Below are 16,739 nucleotides of genomic sequence, written 5' to 3'. Positions count from 1 at the left end.
GTGATCGCGCCGTCACGCCGCTGCCGGGGCTGGTGCTGGTGGGCTCCCACGTTCCCCTGGCCGATGCCCAGCTGGAGCGGTTGCTCGCCGATCCGGCCTGCGCCGGCGTGGAGGTGGAGGTGCGCCGCCTGGCCCGTGTGCTGGAGGGGCCGCTGCCGGCGCCGCTGCTGGCCTCGCTCGAGCAGGACTGGCGGCAGGCCTTGCGGCGGATCCTTACCAGCGGCCGCACGCCGGTGCTGTTCAGCAGCCGCGGGGAGCTGCTCTGCCGGAGTGCCACCGAGCGCCGCGCCTTCGGGCTGGCACTGGCGGCCCTGATGGCCCGGCTGGCAGCCAGCCTGGCGCCGGATCTCGGCTATCTGATCAGCAAGGGCGGTATCACCACCCACACCCTGCTGGCCGATGGACTGGATCTGGCGGCGGTGGATCTGCGCGGCCAGCTGCTGCCGGGGTTGTCACTGGTGCAGCCAGCGGGTGCCTGTGGTCCGCTGGCGGGCCTGCCGCTGCTCACCTTCCCGGGCAATCTCGGCGACGCAGACACCTTGCACCTCAGCTGGCTGTGGATGGAGGGGCGAGCCGCTCCCGCCCATGGGGCGCTTGGAAATCGATGGATGGACCCAGGGGCACCACGCCGGAGGGGTTGATCGTGGGGTGGCTCTGGTAGTAGTGCCGCTTGATGTGATCGAAGTCCACCGTGGCGGCGATGCCGGGCATCTGATACAGCTCGCGCACATAGGCGAAGAGGTGGGGATACTCGACCAGGCGGCGACGATTGCACTTGAAGTGCCCCACGTAGACCGGATCGAAGCGCACCAGGGTGGTGAACAGGCGCCAGTCGGCTTCGGTGCGTTGGGTTCCGAGCAGATAGCGGTGCTGGCTGAGGTGCTGCTCCAGCCAGTCGAGCGTGGCGAACAGGGGCTCGAATGCCTCCTCATAGGCGGCCTGGCTGGTGGCGAAGCCGCACTTGTAGACGCCGTTGTTCAGCGTGTCGTAGATCCGGGCATTGAGCCGGTCGATCGCGGGGCGCAGGGGCTCGGGGTAGTAGTCGCCCGGCCGGGCCCCGAGCTGGTCGAAGGCGGAGTTGAGCATCCGGATGATCTCGGACGACTCATTGCTGACGATCGTGCCCCGCTGCCGGTCCCACAGCAGCGGCACCGTGACGCGGCCGCTGCAGTGAGGATCGGCCTGGGTGTAGAGCTGATGCAGGAAGCGCGCCTGGCACACGGGGTCAGGGATGACGCCGGGGCCTGGATCGAAGGTCCAGCCGTGCTCGCCCATGAACCAGTGCACCACCGAGATCGGCAGCAGATCCTCAAGGCCCTTCAACGCCCGGACGATCAGGGTGCGGTGCGCCCAGGGGCAGGCCAGCGATACGTACAAGTGGTAGCGGCCTGCTTCGGCGGGGAAGCCGCCCTCACCGCTCGGGCCGGCGGAACCGTCCGGTGTGATCCAGTTGCGAAAACGGGCGCTGTCCCGCACGAAGCGACCGCCGCTGGCACTGGTGTCGTACCAGCGATCCTGCCAGGCCCCATCCACCAGAACGCCCACGTGTTTCTCCTCAGGTAGCGCTGGCGCGGAAGCTGCGCTCCAGCAGCTGCACCGGATGGACCACCGGCAGCGGGGCCGCCCCACCGGGTGTGTCGTCCAGGTGGCGGCGGATCTGGAGGCTGCAGCCGATGTTGGCGCTCACCACCAGATCGGCTCCGGTGCCGCGCAGGTCGTCGGCCTTGATCCGTCCGAGGGCGGCGGCCTCCTCCGGTTGCACCAGGTTGTAGATGCCGGCGCTGCCGCAGCACACCCCCGCCTCCACCGCCTCACGGATCTCCACATGGGGAATGGCACGCAGCAGGGCCCGGGGCTGCTCACGGATGCCCTGGCCATGGAGCATGTGACAGGCATCGTGATAGGCCAGTCGCAGGGGGCGATCGGCGCTGGCCCGGCTGCCATCGGCATGGTCCAGGGGCTGCAGGCCTTGCCGGAACGCGTCGCTCAGGCCCACCCGCTCCAGGAACTCCTGCAGGTCGGCCACACCGGCGGCGAAGGCGGAGCCACGGGCGGCCCAGGCCGGTTCGCTGGCCAGCAGCGCGTCGTAGTGCTTGAGGGTGTGGCCGCAGCCGGAGGCCGCCACCAGCACCGCATCGAGCGGCTCGGCTCCGGCGGGCCGCCCTGGGCCCACCACCGCCGCGAAGCTGTCGATCAGGGCCGTGGCGTGGCTGCGGGTCAACGCTTCTTCGCCCTGGTGGTGGGTCATGGCGCCGCAGCAGCCCTGGGCCGGGGGGATCACCACCTCGATGCCGTTGGCACGCAGCACCCGCACCGCCGCGGCATTCACCGCCGGATCAAAGAGGCGTTGCACACAGCCGAGCACCAGCCCCACCCGGTAGCGGCGCTGACCGATCGCCGGAACCACCAGCGGGAAGCCGTCCGCGAAGCCCTCGGCGGGCAGGGGCGGCAGCAGCCGCTCCATCGCCTCGATCTGTGGGCCCAGCAGGCGGAGCAGACCACTGCGGCGCGCCAGGGCCTGCAGGGGGGTGCCGGCATAGGCCCGTAGGGGCGTGAGCAGGACCCGCAGCCGCCCCGGGTAGGGCAGCAGGGCGAACAGCAGTCGGCGGAAGCTGCGCTGGGCCGGGGTGCGCAGCTCCGGGGCATTGAGCTGGGGCCGGGTCGCCTCGATCAGCTCGTCGTAGCGCACGCCGGAGGGACAGGCGCTGACGCAGGCGAAGCAGCCGAGGCAGCTGTCGAAATGGCTCGCCACCGTGGCATCGAGCTCCAGTTCGCCGGCCGCGATCGCCTTGAGGGCGTGGATGCGACCCCGCGGCGAATCCATCTCCGTGCCCAGCACCCGGTAGCTGGCACAGGTGGGCAGGCAGAAGCCGCAGTGCACGCAGGGGTCGGTGGCGTTGGATAGTCCAAGCGGTCCGGGACCCGCGGCTGCACCCATTGCTTGAGCACCTTTAGCCATGGGAACCTAGAGCAGGAATGAACATTGCTGGGCTGAGATCAACCTCTGGTCGGGTCATTTCTCTTTTCACTAGCTCCTGAAATGATGCCAGACTCCTTCAACTCCGACTAATTTCAAATTGACTTTGCCTGCTGCTGTATGGACGTCATTAGCCGTGTAGCTCCAGGACCGATTCGAAAGCCTCTTGCTTGTGCTTGCGATTTTGATGGCCACAATGATAGTTCCGTGTGCCCCGAGCTTCGCAACATTGGAAAAGAACCTGTTCAACTGCGCTGGAGGCACGTGCTGAAGTACGCCCTTGGCGAATACGAGGGAAGGGTTTAGCATGGCTACGCGATCAATGCTCTCATTGTCAATCAAGGGCACCACGAAAAATACCGATTTACCTTGGAAGCAGCGATTGAGACTCATGTACTGGCCGGCGTCGGCATTGGCCAATGGTCGCGACAAGGCCGATTTTTCGTGGTGCCCTCAATTCAAGCCTGGGCGCCTTCGCTTCGATTTTTTCATGGGGCAGCTGGCTCAGTCCGGCATCGAGAATTCTTCGGTCAAGATCCATCCCCACGTAATGCCCTTTCTCTAGGTATTCAATAAAATGCTTCCCGATTCTCAAGGTGCCGCACCCATAGTCGACCACGACATCGTCTGGAGTGATGCCTTGCTTGGTTAGGTACTGGAAGCAAGCTAGCGCCTTGCGCTTGGATTCCTCGCTGATATTGCCTCCAAGGCTGGCGTGAGGGCGGCCAGCGTGGATTTTCTTCAGAGCTCCTTTTACATAAAAGGCTTGGACGTCGCCGTCAGTCCCTGGGCTTGGGGAGAGCGCGGTAGAGTGTCGGCGCCAAGTAAATGCCTTTTTAGGGCTGTTAGTTGTTGGATTGGTTTGTCGAGAATGCTCTTCGTTAGTCCGCGAAGAGATGGGAGCCTTCGGTTGTTTGGCATTTCTTGCTATGGCTTGGGGTGTTGCTGGTGCAGGCTGATTGAGTGCTGCGTACACAGTTTGTGTTGAGGAGTTTGTCGATAAACTCTGCTGGCGATCTATTCGGTACCGGTGGTGCTGATTAGAAAGCCCGTCTTTACTGGCATGGGAACATGCTGCCCGAGTTGTCAACGACCTCAAAAGGGATTTCAGCAAGCTCCTAGTGTGGCGTCCTGTAAGTCCATTGCATAAGTTCAGGGCCTTGCGGGGTGGTGCCACCTCTGTGCACACCCAGCAAAGCAGGGATATTGTTCGAAGCAGCAAAAAGTCTCGACCCAAAATATTATCTGAGGAACTTGCAGGACGCCACACTAGGAGAAATGCCGCACCACCGCCTCAGCGAAGCCTGAGCAGCTCACCGGCTCCACCCGCGGTTCCATCAGCCGGGCCAGGTCGTAGGTGACCTCCCCGTTGGCGATCGCGGCGCTGATCCCCGCGGTGATCAGGTCGGCGGCTTCCTGCCAGCCCATGTACTCGAGCATCATCACGCCGCTCAGGATCACCGAGCCGGGGTTGATCCGGTCGAGGCCGGCGTGTTTAGGCGCCGTGCCGTGGGTCGCCTCGAAGATGGCGGCGTTGTCGCCGATGTTGGCGCCCGGCGCCATGCCGAGGCCACCCACCACGGCGGCGGCGGCATCGGAGATGTAGTCGCCGTTGAGGTTGAGGGTGCAGAGCACCGAATACTCCTGGGGCCGCGTCTGGATCTGCTGGAAGATGCTGTCGGCGATGCGGTCGTCCACCAGCACCATGCTCTTCCATTTGCCGTAGCCGTGGCTCTCGCCGATCGCGTCGAGCACCTGCTTCACCTCTGCATCCACCGCGGCCTTCTTCTCCGGCGTGAGGCTGTCGTAGCCGGGTTCGATCAGGCGGGCGTTGTCCTGAATCGTGAGGCCGTGGTTACGGGCGAGGTTGTCGAGGATCCAGCTTTCCCGCTCGGTCACGCAGACGTCGCGGAACTCGGTGGTGGCCAGCTCGTAGCCCCAGTCGCGGAAGGCCCCCTCGGTGAACTTCATGATGTTGCCCTTGTGCACCAGGGTCACATGGCGCTTCGAGCCCTCCAGGCCCAGGGCGTGCTGGATCGCCTTGCGGACGTGCCGCTGGGTGCCGTCCTTGCTCACCGGCTTGATGCCGATGCCCGAGCCGGCAGGGATGCGGCGCTTGCCGAGCTTGCCATTGGCGGGAATCACCGTGTCATTGAGGTGCTCGATCAGCTCGATGCAGACTGGATCGGTGGCCTCCCACTCGATCCCCATGTAGATGTCTTCGGTGTTCTCCCGATAGACGATCACATCCAGGTCCTGGGGCCGCTTGTGGGGACTGGGGGTGCCGTTGTAGTAGCGGCAGGGACGAACGCAGCAGTAAAGATCGAAGATCTGGCGCAGGGCCACGTTGAGGGAGCGGATGCCGCCGCCGATCGGCGTTGTGAGGGGCCCCTTGATCGCCACGCCGTAGTCCTCGATCGCGGTGAGCGTGTCCTGGGGCAGGTACTGGTAGGTGCCGTAGAGGTCGCAGGCCTCGTCGCCGGCCAACACCTTGAACCACTCGATGCGACGCTCACCGCCGTAGGCCTTGGCCACCGCCGCATCCAGCACCCGCTGGGTGGCGGGCCAGATGTCGACGCCGGTGCCGTCGCCGCGGATGAAGGGAATGATCGGGTCGCTGGGCACCACCGGCTGACCGTTCTCGAAGCGGATGGCGGTGCCGCTGCTGGGGGCGGTGAGCTTCTCGTAGGTGGCCATGCGCGAGGGGGTGAAGGGACCGGGGTTGATGGGGATCAGCCCACCATGGCTGGCGCGACCGGCCGGGGCGCCGCAGCATGGACCGACCGGCTGAGCCTAGGTTTTGGCCATGATCTGGTTCTGCTCCCGGGGAACGGCATGAACGCCGCCGATCAGGCACGATCGCTGGAACTGGCTCAGGCGATCGCCTCGGTGGTCACCCTGGTGCGGGGCCATTTCCCCGCGGCCCGCGCCAACCTCACCCCCTGGCGGGACGATCCCCTCACCCGTGCCTTCAACGAGCGGGAATCGCTGGATCTCTCCTTCCATTTCCCCGGCTGGAGCCCTCGCACCCAGTGCCGCTCGCTGCTGCTGCAGCTGCGGCTGGAGCGGGCGCCGGAGGCGGCGGTCGCCCGCAGCCGGCCGCGGTTGCTGGGGGTTCTGATCCGCGGCCTCACCTATGAATCGGAGCGCTGGCGACTGGCCACGCTGGGGGAGTGGCAACCCTCCGGCAGCCACCTGCCCAGTCCCGAGGTGGTCCAGACCCTGCAGCTGCTCTGCCGCGAACTGTTCGATCTGTTCGGTGCTGGCGCCCAGTCCCTCGGCAGCAGCGACTCCGATGCCGACGGCGGCCCCCCGGAAGCCGGTGAGGATCGGCGAGCCGCCTGATCCCCGTTGGGTTTGGGGCTGCGGCGCAGGGCTGGGGCAGGCGCTGCCCACGTAATCCTTCGCAACCTTGTCGCCGCCGCTGGGAAGGCTGCGCCTAACTTGCTTGGACTGGCTATGCAGCTTTCCGGATTGATGTCTGTCGCGCTTGCTTCTCAGTTGCGTGAGGGAACCAAGAAGTCCCACACCATGGCCGAGAACACCGGTTTTGTGAGCTGCTTCCTCAAGGGGGTGGTGGACAAGATGAGCTATCGCCGGCTCGTCGCCAACCTCTACGTCCTCTACAGCGCCATGGAGGAGGAGATCGGCCGCCTCAAGGACCATCCGGTGGTGGGCCCGATCGCCTTCGACGCCCTCAACCGCAAGGCGGTGCTGGAGCAGGACATGGCCTTCTACTTCGGCTCCGACTGGCGCCAGCAGCTGCAGCCCACCCCCGGTGCCGTGGAGTACGTCAACCGGGTGCGTCAGGTGGCCCGTGAGACCCCCGAGCTGTTGGTGGGCCATCACTACACCCGCTACATCGGCGATCTCTCCGGTGGGCAGATCCTCAAGAACATCGCCCAGAAGGCGATGAACCTGGGCGAGCACGACGGCCTCCGCTTCTACGAGTTCGACGCCATCGACGACGAGAAGGCCTTCAAGGTCAACTACCGCGCCACCCTGGACCATCTGCCGATCGATCAGGCCATGGCCGATCGCATCGTCGAGGAGGCCAACCATGCGTTCCACCTCAACATGGTGATGTTCCAGGAACTGGAGGGCAACCTCATCGCCGCCATCGGCAAGGTGCTGTTCGGCTTCCTCACCCGTCGCCAACGCACCGGCAGCACTGAAGTGGTGGCGGCCTGAGGCCCGGCTGAGATCAGGCCCTGCCGTTGGACGGGGCCTGGATGCGACACACTCGCCCTTGCTGGAGCCCGTGCGCTTGCGTCCCCTGAGATTCCTGCTGCCCGGCACCACTGGCCGGTTCCGCTGTGGCGGCTTGCTTGTGGAGCTGCAGACCCTGCGCCTGCTGCAGGAGATCGTGCCGGCGGAGGTGGTGACCTACCGCAAGCGGGAGGAGGGCCTGGCCTTCCTCGATGATCTGCTGGCGTCGGAGGAGCCGCCCGGCGAGGCCCTCTGGATCGTGAGCTGGGGGTTTGAGGTGCCAAGCCAGTTGCGCCGCCTGCGCGGACGCCCAGTGGCCTATCACGCCCACAGCAGTGGCTATGGCTTCTCCCTGCCTCCCGCCGTGCCGGTGTTGGCGGTAAGCCGCAACACGCTCGGCTACTGGGGGGATGCGGCGCCCCGCCAGCCCCTGTTTCTGGTGCCGAACGCCCTCGAACGCGACTGGATGGAGCGCGGCCTCCGGCCGGGCGGCCCTGCCGCCGGCGGCGATGGGACCGGTTCTGACGGGAGCGATGGCGATGGGCTGGAGGGCCGCCGCCCGATTGATGTGCTGGTGCAGCAGCGCAAGAGCAGTGCCTACGTGCTCACGCAACTGGTGCCGGCCCTGCGGCGCCAGGGACTGCGGGTGGAGGTGCAGAGCGGCTGGGTGGACGATCTGGTGGATCTGTTCAACCGGGCCACGGTGGTGCTCTACGACTCGGCCGACTACTGGCGGGGGCGGGGGTTGACGGAAGGGTTCGGACTGCCGCCGCTCGAGGCTCTCGCCTGCGGCTGCGTTGTGTTCAGCAGCCTCAACCACGCCTTGGCCGACAGCCTTGATCCCGGGTCGATTGCCCATCAGATCGGCGCCGGCAGCCTGGCCGCAGATCTGGAGCGGATCACTGCCGCCGTCAGGGATCCCAGCGCCTGGCGCGCTGACCCGGATCGTCTCCAGCCCCTGCTGGAGGCCTGCAGCGAGCCGGAGCTGCGGCGGCGCTGGCGCCATGCCCTGGAGGAGATCAACCGCCACTGGGACAGGCTCAGCGCCGGCGAGCCGCCGCTGCTGGCCCCACCCCGCTGGCAGCTGCGCTGGCGGCAGCGGGCGGATCGCTTGCGGCGCCTGCTTTCCCGCCAGCTTGGGTCGATCGGTTAAGTGGCTGGCCCGTTGCCTGGCGGCGTGGCAGGGGAGCCCCCATAAGCTGGGGGAGATCACAGGTGTTCTCCGTGCGGCTGCCGAAAAGCCAGACACTCGATCAGCTTCGGCAGCTCATTCTGACCCTCCCGAAATCACTCAGGCGGCAGTTCTATTGGCTGCTGCCCTTGGCAGTGCTGCCTGGTGTTCTTGATATCCTGTCAGTGGGCATTCTGGCCCAGCTGATGTCTTCGCTGTTGATGTCGAAGGCGAAGCGCCAGATCATTCCGATTCATATTCCCGGCTCAGATCGCTTTGAGTTTGTCCTCTTCCTGATCGGTGCCTTCATCCTGATCTCGTGGCTCCGCTCGCTGGCGCGCCTCTGGCTGGTGATTTCGCAGGAGCAGTACATCGAGCGCATGTGGCTCTATCTGACCGATCATCTCTATCGCGGCATTCTCTATCTTCCCTACGAGTTTCATCTTGCCCAGGACGACTCCAAGCTGGCGACGCAGCTGCTCACCAACGTCACCAAGGTGACACGCGGCATTCTGCGGCCTTGTCTGCCGTTGTTTTCGTCGTTCTTTTCGGTGGTGTTGCTCACTGGTGGCATTCTCTATGTGGGGCGCTGGTATGCGCTCGGTTTGTTCGCTGGTCTCACGCTCGCCTACGGCCTCTTTTCGGTGTTCATGACGCCCTATCTGCGCCATGCAGAGCGACAGAAGCTCTATCTGGCCTCGCAGATGAAGCAGACCTTCATCGACTCGATGACGATGATCCGCGAGATCCAGCTCTACGCCGCCGAGGATTTTTATGCCGATTCCTTCCGCGACAAGGCCCAAGAGGCCAAAAAGTTCGAGTTTCTTAATACGCTCCTACCCTGGTTCCCCAAGCTCACGATCGAGCCGCTTGGCATCACGCTGATTTTCTCCTTTGCCATCTTTCCGGCGGTGCTCGGTGGCGGTTTCTCCGATGTGAAGCAGGTCATCCCCTTTCTCGCCACCCTGGCCCTGGCCTCGCTGCGCCTCACCCCAGCCCTGCAGGAAACCTTCGCGTCGATCACCAAGCTCCGCTCCGGTCTACCCAACATCTCCAGCCTGCTCAAGCTGATGCAGATTGCCGATGAAGGTAGTGAGATCCCCACGGCTGTTCTGGGGCCGGGAGGCACTCCCATGAGCCCGCAGGCCTTCATTCCGCGCCGCACGATCCGGCTGGATCGGATCACCTATGCCTATCCCACCACCAACCACTCCACGATCACCGATCTCAGCCTCACCATCCCGGTAGGTTCCCGTGTCGCCTTCGTGGGGTCCACCGGCAGCGGCAAGACCACCACGGGCCTGCTGTTGCTCGCACTGCTCACCCCCCAGAAAGGACAACTTCTGATTGATGGCACGCCCCTGGATTCGCAGGATCGCCGGGCCTGGCAGTCCTGCTGCTCCTATGTGCCCCAGATCGTGAGCTTCACCCGCGGCAGCGTTCTGGAAAACATCGCCTTCGGCGAAGACCCCGATCAGGTGGATCTGAACCTGGTCTGGGAGTCGCTGGAATCGGCCCAGCTCGCCGAGGTGGTGGCCGAACTTCCCTATGGCCTGTACACCCCGATCGGTCGCGATGGCCTGCGGCTCTCCGGTGGCCAGCGCCAGCGGCTTGCACTGGCGCGGGCCTTCTACCGGCGCACCGAGGTGTTGCTGCTCGATGAGGCGACCAGCGCCCTCGACAACAAGACGGAATCGGAGGTGATCGAGGCGCTCGAGATCATCGGCCGACGGTGCACCACGATCGTGATCGCCCACCGCCTCTCCACGATCGTTCGCTGCGACCGCATCTACGAATTCGAGGCGGGCCGGATCAAGGCAGCCGGCAATTTCGAGCAGCTGCGGGCTGCTTCCTCCAGCTTTGAGGAACTGGTGGCCACCCTGGAGCGCAGCCTCGCGGCCGCCTCGTGAGCCCCGGCCTCGACATCACCCTGCTGGCCACGGCCGACTGGGATCATCCCTTCTGGACCAACAAACAGCACGTGGCTGTGAGCCTGGCGGAGCTGGGTCATCGGGTGCTTTATGTGGATTCCCTCGGCCTGCGACCCCCCACCCTGGGGCAGCGGGATCGGGGCCGGTTGTGGCGCCGCCTGCGGTTGTCCTTCCCCAGGCCGCGGCCTGTGCGCCCTGGAATCTGGGTGATCTCGCCGCTGCAGTTGCCCCTGCCAGCAGGGCCGTGGGTGGACCGCCTCAATGGCCTCGTGCTGCGTACCACTCTGGCCCTGGCCCGGCTCCAGCTGGGCCTGCGCCGCGATCTGCTCTGGACCTACAACCCCCGCACGGCGGCCTTGCTGCCGGTGCACGCCTACCGGCGTTCGCTTTATCACTGTGTCGATGCCATCGATACGCAGCCGGGGATGGATGGGCCCCGAATCCGGCGCGACGAACAGCAGCTCTGCCACCAGGTGGATGGAGTCGTCACCACCACCCCGGTGTTGCAGGAACGCTGCCGGCCGCTGGCTCGGCGCTGCACCCTGCTGCCCAATGCGGTGGACGTGGAGCATTTCCGCCAGGCACTGGATCCCGCCTTGCCCCTGCCGGCCGATCTGGGGTGCATCCCGGCACCGCGGCTCCTGTTCGTGGGAGCGATCGCGACCTACAAGATGAACATGGAGCTGCTGGCTGCCGTGGCCCGTCGCCATCCGGACTGGTCGATCGTGCTGATCGGGGCGGTGGGTGAGGGGGATCCCGCCACGCTGATCACTGCCCTGGCGGATTGCCCCAACATCCACCGCCTCGGCCCACGGCCCTATGGGGCCTTGCCGGCCTATCTCAAGGGGGCGGCGGTGGGGTTGATTCCGGCGCGGATCAATGCCTATACCCGCGCCATGTTCCCGATGAAGTTCTTCGAGTACCTGGCCGCTGGCCTGCCGGTGGTGGCCACGCCACTGCCGGCGCTGGAGCCCTATGCCTCCGTGGTGGCCCTTGCCCCAGACGCCGAGAGCTTCGCCGCCGCCGTGGCGGAGGCTCTGGTGCCGGACCCTGCCGCCGCCGCCGAGCGCCTGCGGCTTGCCGGTTCCGTCACCTACAACGAGCGCAGTCGCCGCATGCTGGCGTTTCTGGAGAGCGAGCCTCAGGGGCACTGCTAGCCTCCACTGCTACCGATTTTCTGTTCATTCGTTCTGTTACTGACGCGTCGATGCCCCCGTTGAAGCTGATCTACATCACCAGCAATAGCCATAGCGGTTCCACCTTGCTGGATATGTTGATCGGCTCCCATTCTGCCTGCCTGACCCTGGGTGAAATCCATAAACTCACCGCTAAATCGGAAGGGGAATGTGCCTGCGGGGCATCCAGTTTTGCCACCTGCCTGTTCTGGCAGGACGTGTCCAGCCGGCTTGAGGCCTCCGGCTCACCGCCCCTGGCCGAGCTGCAGATCCACGCCACCGAACCGGCAGCGTTTCGGGACGCCAATCGCCGCCTGCTGACGGTGCTGCAGCAGAAGACAGGCTGCGCGGTGTTCGTCGATTCCTCCAAGAAACTCTCCCGCCTGAAGCTGTTGCTGCAGGACCCCGATCTGCAGGTGCTGCCGGTGCACATCGTGCGGCGGCCGGAAGGCGTGGTGTGCTCCAACATCGCCAAGGGACGCCCCTGGCGTGAGGAGCTGGAGATCTACCACCGCAATCTCTGGCCCCGCTACGACCTGCTCCGCCATCATCCCCATCTGCTCGTGTCCTACGAGAGCCTCTGTCGCCAGCCGGAGCAGGTGCTGGGGCGGATCATGCAGGCGGCCGGACTCGCCTTTGAGCCCGACCAGCTGGACTGGACCCGGCACGAGCATCACAACGTCAACGGCAACAAGCGCACGCGCACCAGCCGCGCCTCCACGATCCGCCTCGACGAACGCTGGCGGCGTCAGCTCTCCCGCCGGCAGCGGCTGGCGATCCGGCTGGCGCAGGCGCGCTTCCGCCTGCGGTTGCTGCTGCGGTTCGGGCTCTGGCCGCGGCCCCTCTGAGATGGGTGTGAGGCCCACCGGCATGCGGCGCCTGGCCCCCTGGAGCTGGGCTTTGGCCCGGTTGCGGCTGGCTGTGGTGATCATCTGCGAGCGGCTGGATCAGCCGCGCCGGGGCCGGCGTTGGCTGGAGCGCTGGTGCCGCGCTCCCGGCGCTGCCCCCCTGTTGCTCGAAGCCCTGGCCTTGCGCTGTTGCGCCGATGGCGACGTCGCAGCGGCCCTGGAACTGTTCATCCGCCTCTGGTCCGACTGGGGCAGCAGCGAGCTGTTGTATCGCCTGTTGTTCCGCCGCCGCTTCCGCTCCGCCCACGCCCGCGACCATGCCCTGCTGCTGCAGAGGATCGCGGCAGCTGAGCCGCTGCCGGCCCACTTCCGTGCCTATGGCGCCATCGCCTGGGCCTACCGCACCCTGGAAGACCAGGATCCCGAGTCGATGGCGGCGGCAGTGGCGCCGATCGCCCGGCTGGCCGAAGAGCTGGAGGCGGATCCCGGAACGCCCAGCTGTGGGCGGGAGGATCGGGAGAACAGGGCCAAGCTGCTGATCTCCTGTTACACCGTGCTGGGGCGCCTGCACTTCTCCCTGGAGGATTTTCCGGCCTTCTCCGCTGTGGCGCGGCGTTCTGCCCAGTTGGCCGAGCAGCTTGATCTCGATCGGATCGACGCCGATGTGAGCTATCGCCTGCTCAGTAATCTGCTGCGTTGCCTCGGCTGCTCCTGGCTGGAGGCCTGGTCGCGCCAGGATGCTGCCGCCCTGGCTCAGGTGACGACCCGCATCGAGGCGGTGGTGCGGGAGGCCCAGTCGCCGCGGCACCAGGCCTCCCAGGCCCGCGAAGACCATGCCGGCTTTGCGCGCCAGGTGGCGGCTGCCCTGGAGGGGCTCAGCCTGGAGGACCGACGGCTGGAGCCCCTCTATCCCCTGGTGGCGCTGCTGTTCAAGAAAAAGGTCGATGGTCACGGCTTTCGCACCCGGATCGCACCGGCGCTGCAGCGCTACCGCGATGCCGCCCTGCCCGGGTTGCCCCCTTCATCCTGATGACGGTTGCGTTGATGCCGCCTTCGCCTGAGTCCCGGCTCCTGCTGCCGCCCCTGCGGGTGCTCTACATCACCAGTCGCGGCCACAGCGGTTCCACCCTGCTGGATCTGTTGCTCAGCGGTCATTCCGGCCTCACCAGTGTGGGTGAGATCAAGATGCTTTCCGCCACTGATCGCAGCCGCAAGCGCTGCAGCTGCCATGGCCTCGATCCTCTCGAGTGTCCCTACTGGAGGTCCGTGCAGGACCAGCTGCGGGCCAGTACGGGCCTGAGCTTTGACGCCCTGCGGCTCGACAGCGTCGACCCCTGGGTGAACCATGGCCACAACCTGGCGCTCTACGAGAGTGTGGCGGCGGTGAGCGGTTGCCGAACGATCGTGGATTCCTCCAAGAGTCTGCCGCGGTTGCGTGATCTTCTCCAGGGCCAGGAGCTCTACGGCGGCTATGACCTGCTGCCGATTCATCTGCTGCGCGGCCCCCTGGGACTGGTGCACAGCTATGTCAAGAAGGGCGCTGATCTTCGTGAGGTTTGTTACAACTACGCCAATGGTTATTTCCGTGCTGATGACCTGCTCCATCGCCGCCGCCATCTGTTGGTGCACTACGAGCGCCTCGCCGGCCAACCGCGCCGTGAACTGCAGCGGCTGATGACGGCGATCGGTCTGCCCTTCGAGGAGGCCCAGATGGACTGGGGCCACGGACCGCGCCGCAACATCCATGGCAACGACATGCGCTTCAAGGCGGGCGGACCGATCCGGCTCGATCGGTCCTGGAGGCGTGGACTCACCCCTCTGCAGATCCTGCAGGTGCTGTGGTTCACCCTGCCGGTGCGCCTGCGGCAGCGACGGCTCACCAGTCGGCGGCTGATGCGGTTGTGGCGGCTGCGTTACAAGCCTGCCGCCATGGCTTCAGGGAGCCGGGGCAGGGCCTCGCGGAGCCGGCGGGATTGATGGGGGATCCCCTGTTGCCGCCGTCGCCCGGGCCGGTGCTGCTCTACATCGATGCGCTCAAGGCCGGCGGCGCCGAGCGCATCACCCTGCAGTGGGCCCAGTGGTTGCAGCAGGCCGGCCTGCCGGTGCTGCTGCTCACCCGCCACGGGCCGGAGCGCGATTTCTACCCCCTGCCCGCCGGTCTGGATCGCCGCGTCGAGCTGCCCGAGCCCCGCTGGCTCAAGGCCCTTGGCTGGTGGGGCTTCCCGTGGCGGTTGCTGCGGCTGCGGAGGCTGCTGCGCCAGCTGAGCCCCTGCCTGGCGCTGGGGATCACGACCCTGCCGGCGATCAAGCTGCTGCTGGTCAGCGCCGGGCTGCCCTGGGCCGTGGTGGTGTCGGAGCGCAACTATCCGCCCGCCAAGCCGCCCGCCCTGCCCTGGCGCTGGCTGCGCCGGCTCACCTATCCGCGCGCAGCGGCCCATCTCGTGCAGACCCGCCGCACCCTGGCCTGGCTGGTCTCCACCCAGGCGGTGCCGGAGTCGCGCTGCCATCTGGTGCCCAACCCGATCGGCTGGCCCCTGGCCGATTTCCCGCCACGGATCGCTCCCGCCGCTCTGATCCCCGCCGGCGCCTCGCTGATGCTGGCGGTGGGCACCAAGCCCCACCAGAAGGGATTCGACCGGCTGCTGGCGGCCTTTGCCCGCCTGGCACCGCGCCATCCCAGCTGGCATCTGGTGATCCTGGGCCTCGATCCGGCCAGCGGCAGCCATCGCCGGGCTGTGGCGGATCTGGTGGCGCAATGGAAGGCCGACCCGCTGCTGCGCCAGCGGGTGCATCTGCCGGGCCCGGTGGGCAACGTGGCCGATTGGTACGGAGCCTGCGACCTGTTTGTGCTCAGCTCCCGCTACGAGGGGTTTCCGAACGTGTTGCTTGAGGCCATGGTGAGCGGCTGCGCCTGCCTGGCCTGCGCCTGCCCCACCGGTCCGGAGGAGATCGTGCGCCATGGCCAGGATGGCTGGCTGGTGCCGGCCGAGGCCGATGCGGCGCTGCTGGAGCGTGAACTGGAGCGGCTGATCGATGATCCCCCTCTGCGGCGGCGCCTTGGCAGCGAGGCCCGCGCCGTTCGCCAGCGCTACGGCGAAGCCGCGGTGCGGGAGCAGTTCCTCGCAGCCCTCAAGCCCCTGATGCCCTGAGCCGCGCCTCCGCCATGTCCGCGCCCCTTTCCAACACTGTGCCCCCGTCGTTGCCGGGGGATGATCTCTGGATCGTGCTGCCCCATCTGGGTCCCGGTGGTGCCCAGAAGGTGGCGGTGCTGGCGGCGGGGCACTTCGCGGCCCGTGGTCTGCGGGTGCGGCTGATCACCCTGTTACCCGATCAGCCGGCCGTGCTGGAACCTCCGCCCGGGGTGGAGCACATCGACCTGGGCCCGCTGGTGGCCAGCGACCGGCAGCGGCTGGGCCCCGAGGTCGATGTCTCGGATCGCTCGCCGCTGGCGATCGCTGGGCGGGTGGCGGCCCTCTGGATCGGCCGGATCCGGCGCCGCCTCTCGCCGCTGGGGCTGCGCCTGCTGCTCGGGCTGCAGCTGCCCCTCTGGCCACCGGCGACGGGTTGGCGTGGCGGCCTGCAGCGCCTGTTGCTGCGGCTGACCCGCAACGTGGCTGGCCCCCAGGGGGCTCGTCTGCGCCAGCTGGTGCAGCGGCAGCGGCCCCAGCGGCTGCTCGCCCTGCTCAGCCGCACCAACATGCTGTCCGCTCTGGCGGTCTGGGATCTGCCGATCCATCTGGTGGTGTCGGAGCGGAACGATCCCCGCCTGCAGCACCTGCCCTTCCCCTGGAACCGGCTGCGGCCCCTGCTCTACGGCCGCGCCGATGTGGTGACCGCCAACACCAGCGGAGTGCTGGCGGTGCTGCGCCAGTTCCCGCAGCCGTTCCGGCGGCTGGACCTGCTGGCCAATCCCCTGCCCCAGACCCAGCGCTCCGGTGAGCGGCTGCCCCTGGCGGAGCGCGCGCGCGAGTTCCTCACGGTCTGCCGGCTGGTGCCCCAGAAGGGGGTGGACGTGCTGCTGGAGGCCTTTGCCCTGCTGCCGCTGCCGATCCGGCAGACATGGCGGCTGCGGATCGTGGGTGATGGCCCCGAGCGCGCCTCCCTGGAGCGGCAGGCCCGCCAGCTGGGGATTGCCGCGCAGGTGAGCTTCGAGGGCTTCTGCAGTGATCCGCCCCGCTTCTTTCGCCAGGCGCCGATCTTCGTGCTGCCTTCCCGCTTCGAAGGCATGCCCAATGCTCTGCTGGAGGCGATGGGCTTCGGCTTGGCGTCGGTGGTCACCGATGCCTCGCCCGGGCCCCTGGAGCTGGTGGAGCCGGGGGTCACCGGGCTGGTGGTGCGCACCGGCGACGCGGCGGCTCTGGCGGCAGCCCTGCAGCAGCTGGTGGAGGATCCCGATCTGCAGCGGCGCTGCGGCGCGGCGGCGGCGGC

At 66.9% G+C, this 16,739-nt stretch carries 14 protein-coding genes; 11 read left to right on the top strand and 3 right to left on the bottom strand.

Features of this window, described 5'->3' with window-relative positions; genetic code table 11:
• Nucleotides 1-641 (top strand): nucleotide-binding domain containing protein (locus VB777_RS17165; protein WP_323250486.1); only part of this gene is annotated, 641 nt, incomplete at its 5' end.
• Here the strand turns inward: VB777_RS17165 and VB777_RS17160 are convergent.
• The 3 genes from VB777_RS17160 to VB777_RS17150 all read right to left on the bottom strand — a co-directional run bounded on the left by VB777_RS17160 (nt 547) and on the right by VB777_RS17150 (nt 5,674).
• Nucleotides 547-1,545, bottom strand: coding sequence for a glutathione S-transferase family protein (locus tag VB777_RS17160; RefSeq protein WP_197158060.1), 999 nt, complete (start codon nt 1,543-1,545; stop codon nt 547-549). The genes VB777_RS17165 and VB777_RS17160 overlap by 95 nt on opposite strands.
• Nucleotides 1,546-1,555: 10 nt before the next feature.
• The gene (locus tag VB777_RS17155; RefSeq protein WP_323250483.1) at nt 1,556-2,938 is read right to left on the bottom strand and encodes a (Fe-S)-binding protein; all 1,383 of its coding nucleotides are present in this window, start codon (nt 2,936-2,938) and stop codon (nt 1,556-1,558) included.
• 1,308 nt (nt 2,939-4,246) lie between these two features.
• Nucleotides 4,247-5,674, bottom strand: a complete 1,428-nt coding sequence (locus VB777_RS17150) for an NADP-dependent isocitrate dehydrogenase (protein WP_322758001.1) — start codon at nt 5,672-5,674, stop codon at nt 4,247-4,249.
• Between the two features lie 138 nt (nt 5,675-5,812).
• On the opposite strand from VB777_RS17150, the gene VB777_RS17145 reads away from it, so the two are divergent.
• The 10 genes from VB777_RS17145 to VB777_RS17100 form a co-directional block, all read left to right on the top strand.
• The gene (locus VB777_RS17145) at nt 5,813-6,322 is read left to right on the top strand and encodes a hypothetical protein (RefSeq protein ID WP_323250481.1); all 510 of its coding nucleotides are present in this window, start codon (nt 5,813-5,815) and stop codon (nt 6,320-6,322) included.
• 132 nt (nt 6,323-6,454) lie between these two features.
• Nucleotides 6,455-7,168: a heme oxygenase (biliverdin-producing) gene (locus VB777_RS17140; protein ID WP_197158052.1), complete on the top strand. Its 714-nt coding sequence runs from the start codon at nt 6,455-6,457 to the stop codon at nt 7,166-7,168.
• A gap of 76 nt (nt 7,169-7,244) precedes the next feature.
• Nucleotides 7,245-8,339, top strand: coding sequence for a glycosyltransferase (locus tag VB777_RS17135; protein ID WP_322758000.1), 1,095 nt, complete (start codon nt 7,245-7,247; stop codon nt 8,337-8,339).
• 62 nt (nt 8,340-8,401) lie between these two features.
• Nucleotides 8,402-10,267 (top strand): ABC transporter ATP-binding protein, encoded by a 1,866-nt coding sequence (locus tag VB777_RS17130; protein WP_197158048.1) that lies wholly within the window; start codon nt 8,402-8,404, stop codon nt 10,265-10,267.
• Entirely contained in the window at nt 10,264-11,445 is a 1,182-nt protein-coding gene (locus VB777_RS17125) for a glycosyltransferase (RefSeq protein ID WP_323250479.1), read from the top strand. The genes VB777_RS17130 and VB777_RS17125 overlap by 4 nt, the downstream gene beginning before the upstream one ends.
• Before the next feature lie 50 nt (nt 11,446-11,495).
• Nucleotides 11,496-12,311 (top strand): hypothetical protein, encoded by an 816-nt coding sequence (locus VB777_RS17120; protein ID WP_197158044.1) that lies wholly within the window; start codon nt 11,496-11,498, stop codon nt 12,309-12,311.
• Between the two features lies 1 nt (nt 12,312).
• Nucleotides 12,313-13,341, top strand: a complete 1,029-nt coding sequence (locus tag VB777_RS17115; RefSeq protein ID WP_197158042.1) for a hypothetical protein — start codon at nt 12,313-12,315, stop codon at nt 13,339-13,341.
• 14 nt (nt 13,342-13,355) lie between these two features.
• Nucleotides 13,356-14,288 (top strand): sulfotransferase, encoded by a 933-nt coding sequence (locus VB777_RS17110; protein WP_323250476.1) that lies wholly within the window; start codon nt 13,356-13,358, stop codon nt 14,286-14,288.
• A 14-nt stretch (nt 14,289-14,302) separates the two neighbouring features.
• A complete protein-coding gene (locus tag VB777_RS17105) occupies nt 14,303-15,460 on the top strand; it encodes a glycosyltransferase (protein WP_323250474.1) in 1,158 nt (385 codons plus the stop codon).
• A gap of 14 nt (nt 15,461-15,474) precedes the next feature.
• The coding region (locus VB777_RS17100; protein ID WP_323250472.1) for a glycosyltransferase at nt 15,475-16,739 on the top strand (1,265 nt) is incomplete at its 3' end.

Origin of the sequence: Synechococcus sp. CCY9202, assembly GCF_034931685.1 — a bacterium.
Classification (GTDB): domain Bacteria; phylum Cyanobacteriota; class Cyanobacteriia; order PCC-6307; family Cyanobiaceae; genus CBW1002.
The sequence above is the reverse complement of the archived record's forward strand: the minus strand, read 5'-3'. Positions and strand labels throughout refer to the sequence as shown.

Excerpts from the sequence above, each read along its gene's own strand:
- VB777_RS17155 (WP_323250483.1), bottom strand. The coding sequence starts at position 2,938 with ATGGGTGCAGCCGCGGGTCCCGGACCGCTTGGACTATCCAACGCCACC.
- VB777_RS17150 (WP_322758001.1), bottom strand. The coding sequence starts at position 5,674 with ATGGCCACCTACGAGAAGCTCACCGCCCCCAGCAGCGGCACCGCCATC.
- VB777_RS17145 (WP_323250481.1), top strand. The coding sequence starts at position 5,813 with ATGAACGCCGCCGATCAGGCACGATCGCTGGAACTGGCTCAGGCGATC.
- VB777_RS17140 (WP_197158052.1), top strand. The coding sequence starts at position 6,455 with ATGTCTGTCGCGCTTGCTTCTCAGTTGCGTGAGGGAACCAAGAAGTCC.
- VB777_RS17120 (WP_197158044.1), top strand. The coding sequence starts at position 11,496 with ATGCCCCCGTTGAAGCTGATCTACATCACCAGCAATAGCCATAGCGGT.
- VB777_RS17115 (WP_197158042.1), top strand. The coding sequence starts at position 12,313 with ATGGGTGTGAGGCCCACCGGCATGCGGCGCCTGGCCCCCTGGAGCTGG.
- VB777_RS17110 (WP_323250476.1), top strand. The coding sequence starts at position 13,356 with ATGCCGCCTTCGCCTGAGTCCCGGCTCCTGCTGCCGCCCCTGCGGGTG.